The organism is Streptomyces sp. NBC_00016, assembly GCF_045040885.1.
GTDB classification, from domain to species: domain Bacteria; phylum Actinomycetota; class Actinomycetes; order Streptomycetales; family Streptomycetaceae; genus Streptomyces; species Streptomyces coriariae.
In genome coordinates, this window is record NZ_CP108304.1 from 7,884,223 (window position 1) to 7,899,224 (window position 15,002).

Annotated in this window: 15 protein-coding genes; 9 read left to right on the plus strand and 6 right to left on the minus strand. The window is 72.0% G+C overall.

Annotated features, from left to right (window positions below; translation table 11 throughout):
* The gene (locus tag OG933_RS34885; RefSeq protein ID WP_020132326.1) at positions 1-201 is read right to left on the minus strand and encodes a DUF1918 domain-containing protein; all 201 of its coding nucleotides are present in this window, start codon (positions 199-201) and stop codon (positions 1-3) included.
* Between the two features lie 43 nt (positions 202-244).
* Positions 245-1,084, minus strand: a complete 840-nt coding sequence (locus tag OG933_RS34890) for a DMT family transporter (RefSeq protein WP_405633593.1) — start codon at positions 1,082-1,084, stop codon at positions 245-247.
* Here OG933_RS34890 and OG933_RS34895 point away from each other — a divergent pair.
* The 3 genes from OG933_RS34895 (at position 966) to OG933_RS34905 (ending at position 3,970) form a co-directional block, all read left to right on the plus strand.
* Complete coding sequence (locus tag OG933_RS34895) at positions 966-2,687, plus strand: PLP-dependent aminotransferase family protein (protein ID WP_405633595.1); 1,722 nt, start codon at positions 966-968, stop codon at positions 2,685-2,687. The two genes, OG933_RS34890 and OG933_RS34895, sit on opposite strands and share 119 nt — an antisense overlap.
* Before the next feature lie 27 nt (positions 2,688-2,714).
* Positions 2,715-3,176 carry a GNAT family N-acetyltransferase gene (locus OG933_RS34900; protein WP_362529813.1) on the plus strand — a complete coding sequence of 154 codons (462 nt, stop codon included), beginning with the start codon at positions 2,715-2,717 and terminating at the stop codon, positions 3,174-3,176.
* A gap of 200 nt (positions 3,177-3,376) precedes the next feature.
* Entirely contained in the window at positions 3,377-3,970 is a 594-nt protein-coding gene (locus OG933_RS34905) for a histidine phosphatase family protein (protein ID WP_362529815.1), read from the plus strand.
* On the opposite strand, the gene OG933_RS34910 is transcribed toward OG933_RS34905, so the two are convergent.
* Positions 3,952-4,419, minus strand: coding sequence for a DUF6314 family protein (locus tag OG933_RS34910; protein WP_362529818.1), 468 nt, complete (start codon positions 4,417-4,419; stop codon positions 3,952-3,954). The two genes, OG933_RS34905 and OG933_RS34910, sit on opposite strands and share 19 nt — an antisense overlap.
* Before the next feature lie 136 nt (positions 4,420-4,555).
* On the opposite strand from OG933_RS34910, the gene OG933_RS34915 reads away from it, so the two are divergent.
* On the plus strand, positions 4,556-7,045 hold the full coding sequence (locus OG933_RS34915; protein WP_405630851.1) for an alpha-L-arabinofuranosidase C-terminal domain-containing protein: 2,490 nt from the start codon (positions 4,556-4,558) through the stop codon (positions 7,043-7,045).
* 57 nt (positions 7,046-7,102) lie between these two features.
* On the opposite strand, the gene OG933_RS34920 is transcribed toward OG933_RS34915, so the two are convergent.
* Positions 7,103-7,765 carry a hypothetical protein gene (locus tag OG933_RS34920; RefSeq protein ID WP_362529823.1) on the minus strand — a complete coding sequence of 221 codons (663 nt, stop codon included), beginning with the start codon at positions 7,763-7,765 and terminating at the stop codon, positions 7,103-7,105.
* Positions 7,766-7,891: 126 nt separating this feature from the next.
* Between OG933_RS34920 and argC the strand changes: the two genes are divergently transcribed.
* Genes argC through OG933_RS34945 form a run of 5 tightly spaced genes read left to right on the plus strand, consistent with a single transcriptional unit; the run spans position 7,892 to position 12,790 of the window.
* Positions 7,892-8,920, plus strand: a complete 1,029-nt coding sequence (gene argC / locus OG933_RS34925) for an N-acetyl-gamma-glutamyl-phosphate reductase (RefSeq protein ID WP_362529825.1) — start codon at positions 7,892-7,894, stop codon at positions 8,918-8,920.
* Positions 8,917-10,068 carry a bifunctional glutamate N-acetyltransferase/amino-acid acetyltransferase ArgJ gene (gene argJ / locus OG933_RS34930; RefSeq protein WP_405630855.1) on the plus strand — a complete coding sequence of 384 codons (1,152 nt, stop codon included), beginning with the start codon at positions 8,917-8,919 and terminating at the stop codon, positions 10,066-10,068. Before argC ends, argJ begins: the two co-directional genes overlap by 4 nt.
* On the plus strand, positions 10,065-11,030 hold the full coding sequence (gene argB / locus OG933_RS34935; protein WP_362529829.1) for an acetylglutamate kinase: 966 nt from the start codon (positions 10,065-10,067) through the stop codon (positions 11,028-11,030). The genes argJ and argB overlap by 4 nt, the downstream gene beginning before the upstream one ends.
* A complete protein-coding gene (locus tag OG933_RS34940) occupies positions 11,027-12,214 on the plus strand; it encodes an acetylornithine transaminase (protein WP_405630858.1) in 1,188 nt (395 codons plus the stop codon). Before argB ends, OG933_RS34940 begins: the two co-directional genes overlap by 4 nt.
* A gap of 30 nt (positions 12,215-12,244) precedes the next feature.
* A complete protein-coding gene (locus tag OG933_RS34945; RefSeq protein ID WP_020132361.1) occupies positions 12,245-12,790 on the plus strand; it encodes an arginine repressor in 546 nt (181 codons plus the stop codon).
* Between the two features lie 315 nt (positions 12,791-13,105).
* On the opposite strand, the gene OG933_RS34950 is transcribed toward OG933_RS34945, so the two are convergent.
* Both OG933_RS34950 and OG933_RS34955 read right to left on the minus strand, forming a co-directional pair.
* On the minus strand, positions 13,106-13,906 hold the full coding sequence (locus OG933_RS34950; protein WP_362529835.1) for an FAD:protein FMN transferase: 801 nt from the start codon (positions 13,904-13,906) through the stop codon (positions 13,106-13,108).
* Positions 13,899-14,984 carry an FMN-binding protein gene (locus tag OG933_RS34955; protein WP_405630863.1) on the minus strand — a complete coding sequence of 362 codons (1,086 nt, stop codon included), beginning with the start codon at positions 14,982-14,984 and terminating at the stop codon, positions 13,899-13,901. The genes OG933_RS34950 and OG933_RS34955 overlap by 8 nt, the downstream gene beginning before the upstream one ends.
* Positions 14,985-15,002: the final 18 nt, after the last annotated feature.

A 15,002-nucleotide genomic window follows, 5' to 3' on the forward strand; every position in this document is an offset into this window, starting at 1 on the left:
CTACCGCTGTTCCTCGGCAGTCCTGTGACGGATCTCGGTGTCGGGGCCGGGCGAGCACACGCCCACATGCCCGTCCGTGAAGCGGACGCGGTACGGGGGATTTCCTCCCTGGCCCATGACTTCGACGATCTCGCCGACCTTGTCGTGCTGGCCGACCACCCTGCCGTGCTGGACGAACTGGTCGCCCTTGGTTGCGCGCATCTGCGGGGCCTCCTCACCGGGTGCGACGGTACGTCTGCCGTGGCTAACCGCGCGCCCGCTGCGTGACGGCGATGCACACGAGCACGGCGGCGGCCGTCAGCGGAGCGGCGGGCGTGAGGTGCTCGCCCAGCAGCAGCACCGACCACACCAGTGTGAGCAGGGGCTGCGCCAACTGCAACTGGCTGGCCTTCGGAATGCCGATGAGCGCCATGCCCCGGTACCAGACGACCAGGCCGACGAACTGCGAGCCCGCCGCGACCCACAGCAGCCCGGCCACGCTGTGCGCGGTCAGGTGGACGGGCTCATGGGACAGGGCGAGCGCGGCGCCGGACACCGTGAGCGGCAGGCAGAACACCAGCGCCCAGCCGATGACCTGCCAGCCCGGCATGACCCGGGCCAGCCGGCCGCCCTCGGTGTAGCCAGCCGCGCACACCAGCAGCGCCCCGAACAGATACAGATCGGCGGTGGTCAGGGCCCCGCCGCTCTGCTGCACGGTGAACGCCACCACCGCGGCGGCACCCGCCAGCGCGGCCGCCCAGAAGGTGCGGGAGGGGCGGGTCCCCATGCGCAGGGCGGACAGCAGCGCGGTCGTCAGCGGCAGCAGGCCGACCACGACGGCGGCGTGCGCGGTGGTGGACGTCCGCAGCGCGAGCGTGGTGAGCAGCGGGAAGCCGACGACGACCCCGGCGGCCACGACGGCGAGTCCCGCCCAGTGCCGCCGGGCGGGGAGCGGCACGCGGAGGGCCAGCAGACACCCGCCCGCGATCAGCGCGGCCAGCACGCTGCGCACGGCGACCAGGGACCAGGGGCCGAACCCCTCCAGGCCCCAGGCGGTCGCGGGGAACGTCAGGGAGAAGGCGACGACACCGAGGGCGGCCAGCAGAGTACCGAGGCCGCTCGCCTGTGGAGCGCCGACGGGCGTTCCCGCGGGCGTGTCGGCCGGGGCGTCGGCCCGGGTGCCGGACGTGGTGGCGGCCCGGGTGCTGACCGCTATCGCGGGCCGGTCAGTAGCGCTACTCTGTGTCTTCATGCAAGAGCGTAGCAGTGTGGGTGAGCTGGCAGATCAGCTGCGTCGGGAGTTCGACCGCTACTCTCCCGGTGGAAAGCTCCCGTCGAGCCGGGCCCTGGTCGAGCGGTTCAGGGTGAGCCCGGTGACCGTCTCGCGGGCACTGGCGCAGCTGGCCGCCGAGGGGCTGGTGGTCACCCGGCCCGGTGCGGGCGCCTACCGGGCCCGGCCGGCGCGGGCGAGCGCCGCCCCCGCGGGCGACACCTCCTGGCAGGAGGTCGCGCTGAGCGCGGACGGCGCCGCCGACCTCGTCCCGCGCTCGGTGGACGCCTCCGGCGTCACCGTCTCGCTCGCCGCGCCGCCGCCCGGCGTGATCGAGTTCAACGGCGGCTATCTGCATCCCTCGCTCCAGCCGGAGCGGGCGATGGCCGCGGCCCTGGCCCGGGCCGGGCGGCGGCCGGGCGCATGGGGCAGGCCGCCCATGGAGGGGCTGCCCGAACTGCGCGAGTGGTTCGCGCGGACCATCGGCGGCTCCATCACCGCAGCCGAGGTGCTGGTCAGCGCAGGTGGCCAGACATCGCTCACCACCGCCCTGCGTGCCCTCGCCCCGCCCGGGGCCCCGGTGCTCGTCGAGTCGCCCACCTACCCGGGCATGCTCGCGATCGCCAGGGCGGCGGGACTGCGCCCCGTACCGGTCCCGGTCGACCCGGACGGGGTCAGGCCCGAGCTGCTCGCCGACGCGTTCCGGGCGACCGGCGCCCGGGTGTTCGTCTGCCAGCCGCTGTTCCAGAACCCGACCGGCGCCGTCCTCGCCCCCGACCGGCGCGCGCAGGTGCTGCGTATCGCGCGGGAGGCCGGCGCGTTCGTCGTCGAGGACGACTTCGTGCGGCGGCTCGCGCACGAGGACGCCGGGCAGCTGCCGCGGCCGCTCGCCGCCGACGACCCCGACGGCGTCGTCGTGCACGTCGGCTCGCTGACCAAGGCGACCTCGCCGAGCTTCCGGGTCAGCGCGCTGGCCGCCCGCGGTCCGGTCCTGGAACGCCTGCGCGCCATTCAGGTCGTCGACACCTTCTTCGTGCCCCGCCCGCTCCAGGAAGCGGCCCTCGAACTCGTCGGCTCGCCCGCCTGGCCACGTCATCTGCGCACTGTGGCCACCGAGTTGCGGGTCAGGCGGGACGCGATGACCGCCGCGCTGCGGCTGCGGCTGCCCGAACTGGCCCTTCCGCACATCCCGTCCGGCGGCTACCACCTGTGGCTGCGGCTGCCCGAGGGCACCCGGGGAGAGAGTGCGTTCACGGCCGCAGCCCTGCGCGCGGGGGTCGCCCTCACTCCCGGCCGCCCCTACTTCAGCGCCGAACCCCCGGCCGCCCATGTGCGGTTGAGCTTCGCGGCCGTCGCCGGGACGGAGGAGATCGCGGAGGGGGTGCGGCGGCTGCGGGCGGCGTGCGACGAGGTGTTCGCCGGAAAGCGTTCGACATGATGAACGCCGTCCTGTGAGGATCCCGCCATGAATGCCACGAACGCCGTTCCGGCCCTCGCCGAGGGCTACGAGATCTCCGCCGACTCCGCCCGCATCGATGTCGCGCGTGTGCACCACTGGCTGTCCACGGACGCGTACTGGGCGCTCGGACGCGAGCGGGAGAGGCAGGAGCGGGCGATCGCCGGTTCGCTGAACTTCGGCGTCTACGACACCGCGTCGGGGGAGCAGGTCGCCTACGCGCGGGTCGTGACCGACCTCGCGGAGTTCGCGTGGCTGTGCGACGTGTACGTGGACCCGGCGGCGCGCGGCAAGGGTCTCGGGACGGCTCTCGTCGCCGCCGTCCGCGACCACCTGCGGGCGCACGGGCTGCGCCGCATCCTGCTCGCCACGCACGACGCGCACGGGGTCTACCGGCAGGTCGGCTTCGAGGCGCTGGAGAAGCCGGACCAATGGATGGCGCTGATCTTCGCAAAGCCCGGACCGGCGTGACGGGGCCGGCAGGAGCAGGCCGGCAGGAGCCGATCGGCGGGCCCGGGTCGGCGGGACGGGGACGACGCGATCGGGACATCGTGTAGGGGGCACTGTTTTCTGGGGACTTGTCCGGCAGGTCCTGACCCATCGGTAAGTTTTCTTCCAGTCGTCGGCCGACAGCTCTTGACCTGCGCAGTTACGCGGCTCACCATCACCGCATGCCACTTCGGGTCACGTTCGTCGCCGCCGCTCGCAGCTCCGCGCTGCTCGCGGAACGCTTCGAGGACGACCGGCCGCTGGACCAGGACGGCTGGGCCGAGGTGTTGCAGGTGGCCGACGCTCTGCTGCCGCTGGCGGCCGCCGAGCTGCGCTACTGCTCACCGACCCCGCGCAGCCGCGCCACCGGGGACGCGCTCGGCTACGCCCCGCTGGTGCAGCTCGCCCTGCGGGACTGCGACATGGGCCGCTGGCGAGGCTTCACGCTGGGCGAGGCGATGGCCCGCGAGCCGGAGGCCGTGGACGCCTGGCTCGCCGATCCGCTCGCCACCCCGCACGGCGGCGAGTCGCTGTTCGCGTTCATCACCAGGGTCGCCGGCTGGCTCGACACCCGGCCGGTGGGCGACGGCGGCCGGATCGTCGCCGTGGCCGAGCCGAGCGTGATCCGCGCGGCCCTGGTGTACGCGTTGAAGGCGCCGCCCGCGACGTACTGGAACATCGATGTGCGTCCGCTGTCGACGACCACCGTCACCGGCCGGGCCGGCCGCTGGAACCTCCGCCTCGAAGGGGCCTCGGCTCAGGCCACTCGCGCGTAGTCGGTGGTGAGCGACAGGTCCTTGGCGGGGCCCGCCACGCGCCAGACCGTCCGCCAGTGGTCCGCGTCCCGGACGGTGAACTCGCCCCGGTAGAGGTCGGCGGAGCAGGGGTGGTCGGCGATGTGCCGTCCGGTCGTCAGGTCCAGGTCGTGGAAGGGTCGGCCGTCGGCGAACCGCACGTCCGCCGTGCCGGGCGTCGGCCCCGGCAGAAAACGCAGGGTGCGCTCGGCGGGCCGGGGGACCCCGAGCCAGACGAACGTGCCGGACTCCCGGTGCAGCAGCCCGCCCTCGTCCCCGGCCTCGCCCCCGCCCTCGTCCAGTGCGCTGAACACCGTGACCCCGTCGAAGCGGCCCTCGGCGCCGCTCGCCCGGTCCCGTACCGACCGGGTGACCCGCCAGCTTCCCCGCAGGTAGGCCAGGGCGTCCGGCACTGGCCGGAACTCGTCCATGCGTTCCTCGCTTCCGACACTTTCGCTGCTGCACGCCCCATTGACGCGTCCTGGCACCCTCCCTATCTTGCCGTTCGAAGTGCTGATCACCGTCTGATATTTCGAACAACTCGCCTTATCGAGCCGCGGAGTATTCATGCCACGCAGCACCACCCGCACCCGCTGGAGACTGGGCCTCACCGCCACCGCCCTCCTGACGGCCACCGCCCTCGTCCCCGTGCCGGCGCACGCCGAGGCCGTGACCGACTACGCCATCACCGTCGACCCCACCGCCAAGGGCGCGAAGATCGACGACACGATGTACGGCGTCTTCTTCGAGGACATCAACCGGGCGGCCGACGGCGGTCTGTACGCCGAACTCGTGCAGAACCGGTCCTTCGAGTACTCCACCGTCGACAACCGGTCGTACACGCCGCTGACCTCCTGGACGGTCGACGGCACCGCGCAGGTCCTGGACGACGCCGGCCGGCTCAACGACCGCAACCGCAACTACCTCTCCCTGGGCGCCGGTTCCTCCGTGACCAACGCCGGCTACAACACCGGCGTCCGGGTCGAGCAGGGCAAGAAGTACGACTTCTCGGTGTGGGCCCGCGCCGAGAGCGGCAGCACGCTCACCGTGAGCCTTCAGGACGCCGACGGCGCGCTGGCCACCGCCCGCAAGGTCGCCGTGCGCGGTGGCGGCTGGGTCCAGTACCGGGCGGCCTTCACCGCCACCCGCACCAGCAGTGACGGCCGCCTGTCGGTCGCCTCCTCGGCCGCGGCCGCTCTCGACATGGTGTCCCTGTTCCCCCGTGACACGTACCGGAACGAGCCCAACGGCCTGCGCAAGGACCTCGCCGAGAAGATCGCCGCGCTCGACCCGGGGTTCGTGCGCTTCCCCGGCGGCTGTCTGGTCAACACCGGCTCCATGCAGGACTACAGCGAGGCCTCCGGCTGGCAGCGCGCCCGCTCCTATCAGTGGAAGGACACCGTCGGCCCCGTCGAGGAGCGCGCCACCAACTCCAACTTCTGGGGCTACAACCAGAGTTACGGCCTCGGCTACTACGAGTACTTCCGCTTCGCCGAGGACATCGGCGCGATGCCGCTGCCCGTCGTGCCGGCCCTGGTGACCGGCTGCGGCCAGAACAAGGCCGTCGTCGACGACGCGCTGCTGAAGCGCCACATCCAGGACACCCTGGACCTCATCGAGTTCGCCAACGGCCCGGTCACCTCCACCTGGGGCAAGAAGCGCGCCCGGATGGGCCACCCCGAGCCCTTCCGTCTCACCCACCTCGAGGTCGGCAACGAGGAGAACCTGCCCGCCGAGTTCTTCGCCCGCTTCGAGCAGTTCCGCACCGCGATCGAGGCGAAGTACCCCGACATCACGGTCATCTCCAACTCCGGTCCCGACGACGCGGGTTCGACCTTCGACACGGCCTGGCAGCTGAACCGGGACGCGGACGTCGCGATGGTCGACGAGCACTACTACAACAGCCCGCAGTGGTTCCTGCAGAACAACGACCGCTACGACACCTACGACCGCAGCGGCCCCAAGGTGTTCCTGGGCGAGTACGCCTCCTGGGGCAACGCCTTCAAGAACGGACTGGCCGAGGCGGCCTTCATGACCGGCCTCGAGCGCAACGCGGACGTCGTCAAGCTCGCCTCCTACGCGCCGCTGTTCGCGAACGAGGACTATGTGCAGTGGAGCCCGGACATGGTGTGGTTCAACAACCACGCCTCCTGGAACTCGGCCAACTATGAGGTCCAGAAGCTGTTCATGACGAACGTCGGTGACCGGGTGGTGCCGTCGACGGCCACCGGGACCCCGTCCCTCCAGGGCCCCATCACCGGCGCCGTCGGACTGTCGACCTGGGCCACCGGCGCGGCGTACGACGACGTGCGGGTGACCGACGCGGACGGCGACACGCTGCTGAGCGACGACTTCTCCGGCGACGCCTCGAAGTGGACGCACACGGGCGGCGGCAGCTGGTCGCTCCAGGACGGGCAGTACGTACAGACCGACACCGCCGCCGAGAACACCATGGTCTCGGCCGGTGACGCCGGCTGGCACGACTACGACCTGCACGTGAAGGCCACCAAGACGTCCGGCAAGGAGGGCTTCCTGGTCGCCTTCGGCGTCAAGGACACCGGCAACTACTACTGGTGGAACCTCGGCGGCTGGAACAACACCCAGTCCGCCGTCGAGCAGGCCGTGGACGGCGGCAAGTCGACGCTGGTCTCCAAGGCCGGGTCCGTCGAGACGGGCCGCGCCTACGACATCGACGTCAAGGTGCGGGGCCGCCAGGTCACCCTCTACCTCGACGGCCAGGAGTGGGGCAGCTTCACCGACGACAAGCCGGCCGAGCCGTTCCGGCAGGTCGTCACCCGGGACAAGAAGACCGGCGATCTGATCGTCAAGGTCGTCAACGCCCAGTCCACGGACGCCCGTACGGCGATCGACCTCGGTGGGGCCAAGGTCGCGTCCAAGGCGAAGGTGACCACGCTGGCCGCCGCGCCGGACGCGGTCAACACGGAGGCCGCGACCGCGGTCGCACCGGTGACCTCCACCTTCACCGGGGTGGCGGGCGAGTTCAGCTACACCTTCCCGGCCAACTCGATCACCTTCCTGCGGATCAGGCAGCGGTAGCGGAGCCCGGCGGGCGCGGGCGACGCAGGCCCGCACCCGCCGGATCTCCCGTGCCGCTCAGGCGTCCTTGCGGCGCCGGAACCAGCCGCGCCTGGGCGGCGGCAGGTGGGGCAGCGACTGCGGGGCGCCCGGCCCGCCGAACGGCGGCAGGGCCTTGAAACGGTCGTCGAAGGTGATCGTGGGCGTGATCCGCTGCAGGGCGGCGCGCACGAGGGTGAGCGGATGGTCGGGAAACCGGGCGTCCCACTGCTCGTGGTCGCCGACGTGGTACGGCAGACCGCCCGGCTGTCCGTCCGCGTAGGGGTGGGGCCGGAAGTACTCGGCCGGACCCACCTGCGCCATGATCATGGCCTCCCGCATCCCGGTCGTGGCGCCCTCGGCGGCCTGCACCTTCACGACCGCGCTGGACCCCGCCCTCGGCACGGTCCAGGAGCCGAGGAACGCCTGCCCGGGCCGGCTGCCCAGCGGCATCTTGACCAGCTGGCGCACCGCAGGGACGCCGTCCACGGAGCCGGGCACCGCCTCGATCAGCCCGCCACCGGCCCCGGCCACGAGCTGCGCGAGCCCTGCCCCGAGCCGTTGCGGCTCGTGCAGCGCGGCGGGCAGGTCCGGGATCAGCGGGAAGAAGTGGACCGACAGGACGAGCCCCGCCTCGTCGGTCCACACCCCCGGCTCACGCTCGGTGAAGCCGGTCAGGTCCAGGCTGGTTATCGGTGTCATGGCGATCACCGGGTCGAGGTTACGCAGCCCCGCGGCCTGGGCAAAGATCGCTCCGGGCCCTGCCCCCGCATGGATTGCATAAACGTGCAGCGAAACGTATAGTCATGCCATCCAGGAGGAGGAGTCATGGTGGTACGTGCGGCGGTGGCCGGAGCGAGCGGGTACGCGGGCGGAGAGCTGCTGCGCCTGCTCCTCACGCACCCCGAGGTCGAGATCGGCGCCCTGACCGGCAATTCCAACGCGGGCCAGCGGCTGGGCGCGCTCCAGCCGCACCTGCTGCCGCTGGCCGACCGCGTCCTGAAGGAGACCACCCCCGAGGTCCTCGCCGGACACGATGTCGTCTTCCTCGCCCTGCCGCACGGCCAGTCCGCCGCCGTCGCCGAGCAGCTCGGCCCTGAGGTGCTCGTCGTCGACATGGGCGCCGACTTCCGGCTGACGGACGCGGGCGACTGGGAGCGGTTCTACGGCTCCGCGCACGCCGGGACCTGGCCCTACGGCCTGCCCGAACTGCCCGGCGGCCGCGCGGCGCTCACCGGGTCCAGGCGCATCGCGGTCCCGGGCTGCTATCCCACGGCCGTCTCGCTCGCGCTCTTCCCGGCGTACGCGGCGGGCCTCGCCGAGCAGGAGGCCGTGATCGTCGCCGCCTCCGGCACCTCGGGCGCCGGCAAGTCGCCCAAGACGCACCTGCTGGGATCCGAGGTCATGGGCTCCGTCTCGCCGTACGGCGTCGGCGGCGTCCACCGGCACACACCCGAGATGATCCAGAACCTGAGCGCGGCGGCCGGGGAGCCGGTCTCCGTCTCCTTCACGCCCACCCTCGTGCCGATGTCCCGCGGCATCCTCGCCACGTGCAGCGCCAAGGCGAGGCCCGGCGTCACCGCCGACTCCGTCCGCGCCGCCTACGAGAAGGCCTTCGCCGACGAGCCGTTCGTGCACCTGCTCCCCGAGGGGCAGTGGCCCGCCACGGCGTCCGTCCACGGTTCCAACGCCGTTCAGGTGCAGGTCGCGTACGACGCGGCCGTGGGCCGGATCATCGCCATCAGCGCCATCGACAACCTGACCAAGGGCACCGCGGGCGGCGCCCTCCAGAGCATGAACATCGCCCTCGGGCTCGACGAGACCACCGGGCTTTCCACGATCGGAGTCGCACCGTGAGCGTCACGGCAGCCAAGGGATTCACGGCGGCGGGCATCGCCGCCGGGATCAAGCAGAACGGCAACCCGGACCTGGCCCTCGTGGTCAACGACGGGCCCCGCCGCGCGGCCGCCGGCGTCTTCACCTCCAACCGTGTGAAGGCCGCGCCGGTGCTGTGGTCCGAGCAGGTCCTCAAGAGCGGCCAGGTGTCCGCCGTGATCCTCAACTCCGGCGGCGCCAACGCCTGCACGGGGCCGAAGGGCTTCCAGGACACGCACGCGACCGCCGAGAAGGTCGCCGAGGTGCTGGGTCTGGGCGCGGGCGAGGTCGCCGTCGCCTCCACCGGACTCATCGGCGTCCTGCTCCCGATGGACAAGCTGCTGCCGGGGGTCGAGACCGCCGTCGGCCAACTCTCCGAACACGGTGGCGAGAAGGCCGCCATCGCCATCAAGACCACCGACACCGTCCACAAGACGTCCGTCGTCACGCAGGCCGGCTGGACCGTCGGCGGCATGGCCAAGGGCGCGGGCATGCTCGCCCCGGGCCTCGCCACCATGCTGGTCCTCCTCACCACCGACGCCGACCTCGACAGCGAGACCCTGGACAAGGCGCTGCGCGCCGCCACCAAGGTCACCTTCGACCGGGTCGACTCCGACGGCTGTATGTCGACCAACGACACCGTGCTGCTGCTCGCCTCCGGCGCCTCCGAAGTCACCCCGGGATACGAGGAGTTCGCCGCCGCCGTACGGACCGTCTGCGACGACCTCGGCCAGCAGCTGATCCGGGACGCCGAGGGCGCCAGCAAGGACATCAAGGTCGAGGTCGTCAACGCGGCGAGCGAGGACGACGCCGTCGAGGTGGGCCGCTCCATCGCCCGCAACAACCTCCTCAAGTGCGCGATCCACGGCGAGGACCCCAACTGGGGCCGGGTGCTCTCCGCGATCGGCACGACCGGGGCCGTCTTCGAGGCCGACCGGCTCAACGTCGCCATCAACGGCGTCTGGGTCTGCAAGAACGGCGGCGTCGGAGAGGACCGCGAGAAGGTGGACATGCGCTACCGCGAGGTGCACATCGTCGCCGACCTCGCCGCCGGCTCCGAGACGGCCACCATCTGGACCAACGACCTCACCGCCGACTACGTCCACGAGAACAGCGCGTACTCGTCATGAGTACTACGCGTAAGCACACCGCCCTGCCCAAGGCCCAGATCCTCATCGAGGCGCTGCCCTGGCTGACCCGGCACAACGGCAGGACCGTCGTCATCAAGTTCGGCGGCAACGCCATGATCGACGAGGACCTGAAAGCCGCCTTCGCCCAGGACGTCGTCTTCCTGCGGCACGCCGGCCTGCATGTCGTCGTCGTGCACGGCGGCGGCCCGCAGATCAGCGCCGCCCTCGACAAGCACGGCATCGTCAGCGAGTTCAAGGCCGGCCTGCGGGTCACCACCGAGGACGCCATGGACGTCGTACGGATGGTGCTCGCCGGACAGGTCCAGCGCGAGCTGGTCGGGCTGCTGAACCAACACGGGCCGCTCGCCGTCGGGTTGACCGGCGAGGACGCGCACACCATCACCGCCACCAAGCACCAGCCCGAGATCGACGGCGAGTTGGTCGACATCGGGCGGGTCGGCGAGATCACCGCGATCGACACGGGCGCCATCGAGGCGCTGCTCGCCGACGGCCGCATCCCGGTCGTCTCGTCGATCGCCCGCTCCCAGGACGACGGACATGTCTACAACGTCAATGCTGATACGGCGGCTGCGGCACTCGCTGCGGCACTTGGCGCCGAAACCCTCATGGTCCTCACGGACGTCGAGGGCCTCTACGAGGACTGGCCGAACAGCGACGAGGTGATCAGCCGCCTCACCGCTTCCCAACTGGAGAGGCTGCTGCCGGAGCTGAGCTCCGGGATGGTCCCGAAGATGGAGGGCTGTCTGCACGCCGTACGCAACGGCGTGAACACCGCCCGCGTCATCGACGGGCGCGTCCAGCACTCGATCCTGCTGGAGATCTTCACCGACGAGGGCATCGGCACGATGGTCGTGCCCGACGAGAAGCCGCACGCAGAGTCGGCCACACAGCCGGCCACACAGCCGGCGACACAGCCGGACGCACAGGGGGAGCCGTCATGAGCAACGAGGAACTGACCGCGCGGTGGCAGAGCGCGCTCATGAACAACTACGGCACCCCGCTGTTGCCCCTCGTACGCGGTGCGGGCAGCCGGGTCTGGGACGCCGACGGCAAGGAGTACCTCGACTTCGTCGGCGGCATCGCGGTCAACGCGCTCGGTCACGCCCACCCGGCCGTCGTCGAGGCCGTGAGCCGGCAGATCGGCTCCCTCGGCCACATCTCCAACTTCTTCATGTCCGAGCCGACCGTCACGCTCGCCGAACGGCTGCTCCAGTACTTCGGCCGGGACGGCAGGGTCTTCTTCTGCAACTCGGGCGCCGAGGCCAACGAGGCCGCCTTCAAGATCGGCCGGCTGACCGGACGGACCCACGTCGTCGCCACCGAGGGCGCCTTCCACGGCCGGACCATGGGCGCGCTCGCGCTCACCGGCCAGCCCGGCAAGCGGGACCCGTTCCTGCCGCTGCCCGGCGAGGTCACCCATGTCCCGTTCGGTGACGCGCAGGCGCTGGCCGCCGCGGTCACCGAGGAGACGGCGCTCGTCGTCCTGGAGCCGATCCAGGGCGAACTGGGTGTCGTGGTGCCGCCGGCCGGCTACCTCAAGGCCGCCCGCGCGATCACCGCCGCGACCGGCGCGCTGCTGGTCCTCGACGAGGTGCAGACCGGCGTCGGCCGGACCGGGCACTGGTTCGAGTACCAGGCCCACGAGGGCGTCCTGCCGGACGTCGTGACGCTGGCCAAGGGCCTCGGCGGCGGACTGCCGCTGGGCGCGACGATCGCCTTCGGGCGGGCCGCCGAGCTGCTGCAGCCCGGCCACCACGGCACCACCTTCGGCGGCAACCCTGTCGCCTGCGCCGCCGGACTCGCCGTTCTCGACACCATCGAGAACGAGGGGCTGCTGGAGAACGTCAAGCGGCAGAGCGAGAAGTTGCGGACCGGAATCGAGGGTGCGGGCCACTCGTTGATCGATTATGTCCGGGGAGCGGGCCTGCTCCTGGGTATCGTGCTCACCGAGCCCCGCGCGCCCCAGGTGCGGGCGGCGGCTCAGGAGGCCGGATTCCTGGTGAACGTGCCCGCCCCCGACGTCGTCCGGCTGATGCCGCCGCTGAACCTCGGCGACGACGAGGTGGAGGCGTTCCTCGGGGCGCTGCCCGGAATCCTCGACGCAGCCGCGGCGAGCGGAGAGTGACGATCCGGAGAACCGGAGAATGAGACGACGATGAGTCAGGCGCAGGAACATGAGCAGCCGGGCGCGGGCGGGCCCGCCGTGCCGCAGACCCGCACGGCGCGTCACCGCCGGATCGTGGACATCCTCAACCGGCAACCGGTGCGGTCGCAGAGCCAGTTGGCGAAGCTGCTGGCCGACGACGGGCTGAGCGTCACCCAGGCGACGCTGTCGCGGGACCTGGACGAGCTCAACGCGGTGAAGATCCGCAACAACGACGGCGACCTGATCTACGCGGTGCCCAGCGAGGGAGGTTTCCGGACCCCCCGGGCACCGCTGGGGGAGTCGGCGAAGGAAGAGCGGATGCGGCGGCTGTCGCAGGAGCTGCTGATCTCCGCGGAGGCGTCCGCCAACCTCGTGGTGCTGCGCACCCCGCCGGGCGCGGCCCAGTTCCTCGCCTCGGCGATCGACCAGGCCGAGCTGCAGGACATCCTCGGGACGATCGCGGGCGACGACACGTTGCTGCTGATCAGCAGGGAGCCGACGGGCGGACAGGCCTTGGCGGACCATCTGCTGCGGCTTGCCCAGAACGGCCACTGAGCGGCCATTGAGCGGCCGCTGACCGGCCACTGGACGGTCGTTGCGCGGCCGCTGACCGGCCCGATGAGGGGTTCCTCGGGTTGTTCGCCGACTGCGGGCGGCGAGCGGGGACTGGTCGCGCCCCGCGGCGGAGCCGCATATCGACACGGCCCCGGGCCCCTGGGGAAGCGCCTGTGCCGCCGCAGCTCGGTCGCCCTCGTCACCGCGCCGACCCGTGCCGCCAGCGGCAGCACAGGGCGCGGGGGCTGTCCGCAGCGCGGGGTTGCGCCACCCGCCCGGGCCGGCCGTGGCTCGGCCGAGTCGGCGGGCCACGGCTCAGCCGAGTCGGCCGGCCAGGCCCCCCGTGCAGCGCACCTCGTCGCCCGCCGTGATCAGCAGTGCCTCCACGTCCGGCAGGGACTCCAGCCAGCCCAGCGCCTCCCGCGAGCCCATCGCGAACGCGGCCGTGGCCCAGCAGTCCGCCCAGGTCAACTGCGGTGTCACCACCGTCACGGCGACCAGGTCGGTCACCGCGGAGCGGCCCGTTCGCGGATCCACGATGTGGGCGCCCCGCTCCGCCGTACCGGAGGTCGCGACGGCCAGTTCGTCCGCTCCCGCCGCCGAGACCACCGCGGCGAGACCACCCGGGCGCAGCGGGTCGGACACCCCGACCCGCCAGGGCCGCTCGGGCCCGGGGACACCGAGCAACTGCACGTCCCCGCCGCCGTTGACGCTCACCCCGCTCACGCCCGCCGCCGCGACCAGCCGGGCCGCGCGCTCGGCGGCCCAGCCCTTCACGATGCCGGTCGGGTCGAGCCGGCCCTGGTAGCGCATGCTGAACCAGCCGTCGCTCACCCGCTCCGCCTCGGCGCCCAGCTCCAGCACCTCGGCCACTTCCGGATCGCACTCCTCGACGGTCAGCTCACCGCGTACCAGCCGGGAGACCTGGCTGTCCTCGCGGTAGGTGCTGAACACCTCGTTCACCCGGTGCAGCGAGGCGATCGCCTTCTCCAGCGCCGCCCGCACCGCCTCGGGTTCCCCGCCGCGGACGTCGAAGGAGAAGACGGTCCCCATTACCTCTTCGGCGTGGCGCAGCACGGCGGGGGCCGGCGCCGACTCGGCCACGGTGTCAGCCACCGGCCTGGTCCAGCGCCGACTGCAAGGACTTCTTGTAGCCCTCGCTGGTGAAGGTCGCGCTGGAGACGGTGTCGATGTCGGCGTTGCCGGCCGCGACCGCAGCCGCGTTGAGCTTCGGGATGGCCAGCTCGGTCTTCTGGTCGCTGGTGCCGCCCTTGGGGGCCTGGACGGCCTCCGCCTTGGTGATCTTCCCGCCGGCGACCGTGATCCGGACCTGGACGGCGCCGTACTGCGTCTGCGTGACGCTGCCGGTGACGGTCTTGGCCTGCGCGGCCCCCGAAGAGGCCCCCGCGTCGCCGGACCCGGACGACGAGCCCGCCGTCGCCTTCGCCTTGTCCAGCGCCGACTGGAGGGACTTCTTGTAGCCCTCGCTGGTGTACGTCGCGCTGGAGACGGTGTCGATGTCGGCGTTGCCGGCCGCGACCGCAGCCGCGTTGAGCTTCGGGACGGCGAGCTCGGTCTTCTGGTCGCTGGTGCCGCCCTTGGGGGCCTGGACGGCCTCCGCCTTGGTGATCTTCCCGCCGGCGACCGTGATCCGGACCTGGACGGCGCCGTACTGCGTCTGCGCCGCGTCACCGGTGAAGGTGCCGGACGCCTGCGCGCTGCCGGAGCCCTGGGAAGCCCCGGAGCCGGCGCTCGCGTTCGCCTTGTCGATCGCCGACTGGAGGGACTTCTTGTAGCCCTCGCTGGTGTACGTGGCGCCCGAGACCGTGTCGATGTCCGGGCTCTGCTTGGCGACCACGTCGGCGTTGAGCTTGGGGACGGCCAGCGCGGTCTTCTGGTCGCTGGTGCCGCCCTTGGGCGCCTGGACCGCCTCGGCCTTGGTGATCTTGTTGTTGACGACGGTGATCCGGACCTGCACGGCCCCGTACTGCGTCTGCGCCGCGTCACCGGTCATCGTCCCCGACACGACCGCCCCGGACCCGCCCTGCGCCGCTTCCTGCGCCGCCGCGCCCGCGCCCGCCGCCTGGGCGGCGCCCGGGTCGGACGACGGCTTCAGCGACAGCAGCAGCACGATCCCGGACACGGTGGCGGCGGTGGCGAGTACGACGCGCCGAAGAGGGTGGCTCTTCCTCATCGCTTCCTGAGCTCCTGA

Coding starts and splice junctions, on each gene's coding strand:
- OG933_RS34885 (WP_020132326.1), bottom strand. CDS start 201: ATGCGCGCAACCAAGGGCGACCAGTTCGTCCAGCACGGCAGGGTGGTC.
- OG933_RS34900 (WP_362529813.1), top strand. CDS start 2,715: ATGAATGCCACGAACGCCGTTCCGGCCCTCGCCGAGGGCTACGAGATC.
- OG933_RS34905 (WP_362529815.1), top strand. CDS start 3,377: ATGCCACTTCGGGTCACGTTCGTCGCCGCCGCTCGCAGCTCCGCGCTG.
- OG933_RS34910 (WP_362529818.1), bottom strand. CDS start 4,419: ATGGACGAGTTCCGGCCAGTGCCGGACGCCCTGGCCTACCTGCGGGGA.
- OG933_RS34915 (WP_405630851.1), top strand. CDS start 4,556: ATGCCACGCAGCACCACCCGCACCCGCTGGAGACTGGGCCTCACCGCC.
- OG933_RS34920 (WP_362529823.1), bottom strand. CDS start 7,765: ATGACACCGATAACCAGCCTGGACCTGACCGGCTTCACCGAGCGTGAG.
- argC (WP_362529825.1), top strand. CDS start 7,892: ATGGTGGTACGTGCGGCGGTGGCCGGAGCGAGCGGGTACGCGGGCGGA.
- argB (WP_362529829.1), top strand. CDS start 10,065: ATGAGTACTACGCGTAAGCACACCGCCCTGCCCAAGGCCCAGATCCTC.
- OG933_RS34940 (WP_405630858.1), top strand. CDS start 11,027: ATGAGCAACGAGGAACTGACCGCGCGGTGGCAGAGCGCGCTCATGAAC.
- OG933_RS34945 (WP_020132361.1), top strand. CDS start 12,245: ATGAGTCAGGCGCAGGAACATGAGCAGCCGGGCGCGGGCGGGCCCGCC.
- OG933_RS34955 (WP_405630863.1), bottom strand. CDS start 14,984: ATGAGGAAGAGCCACCCTCTTCGGCGCGTCGTACTCGCCACCGCCGCC.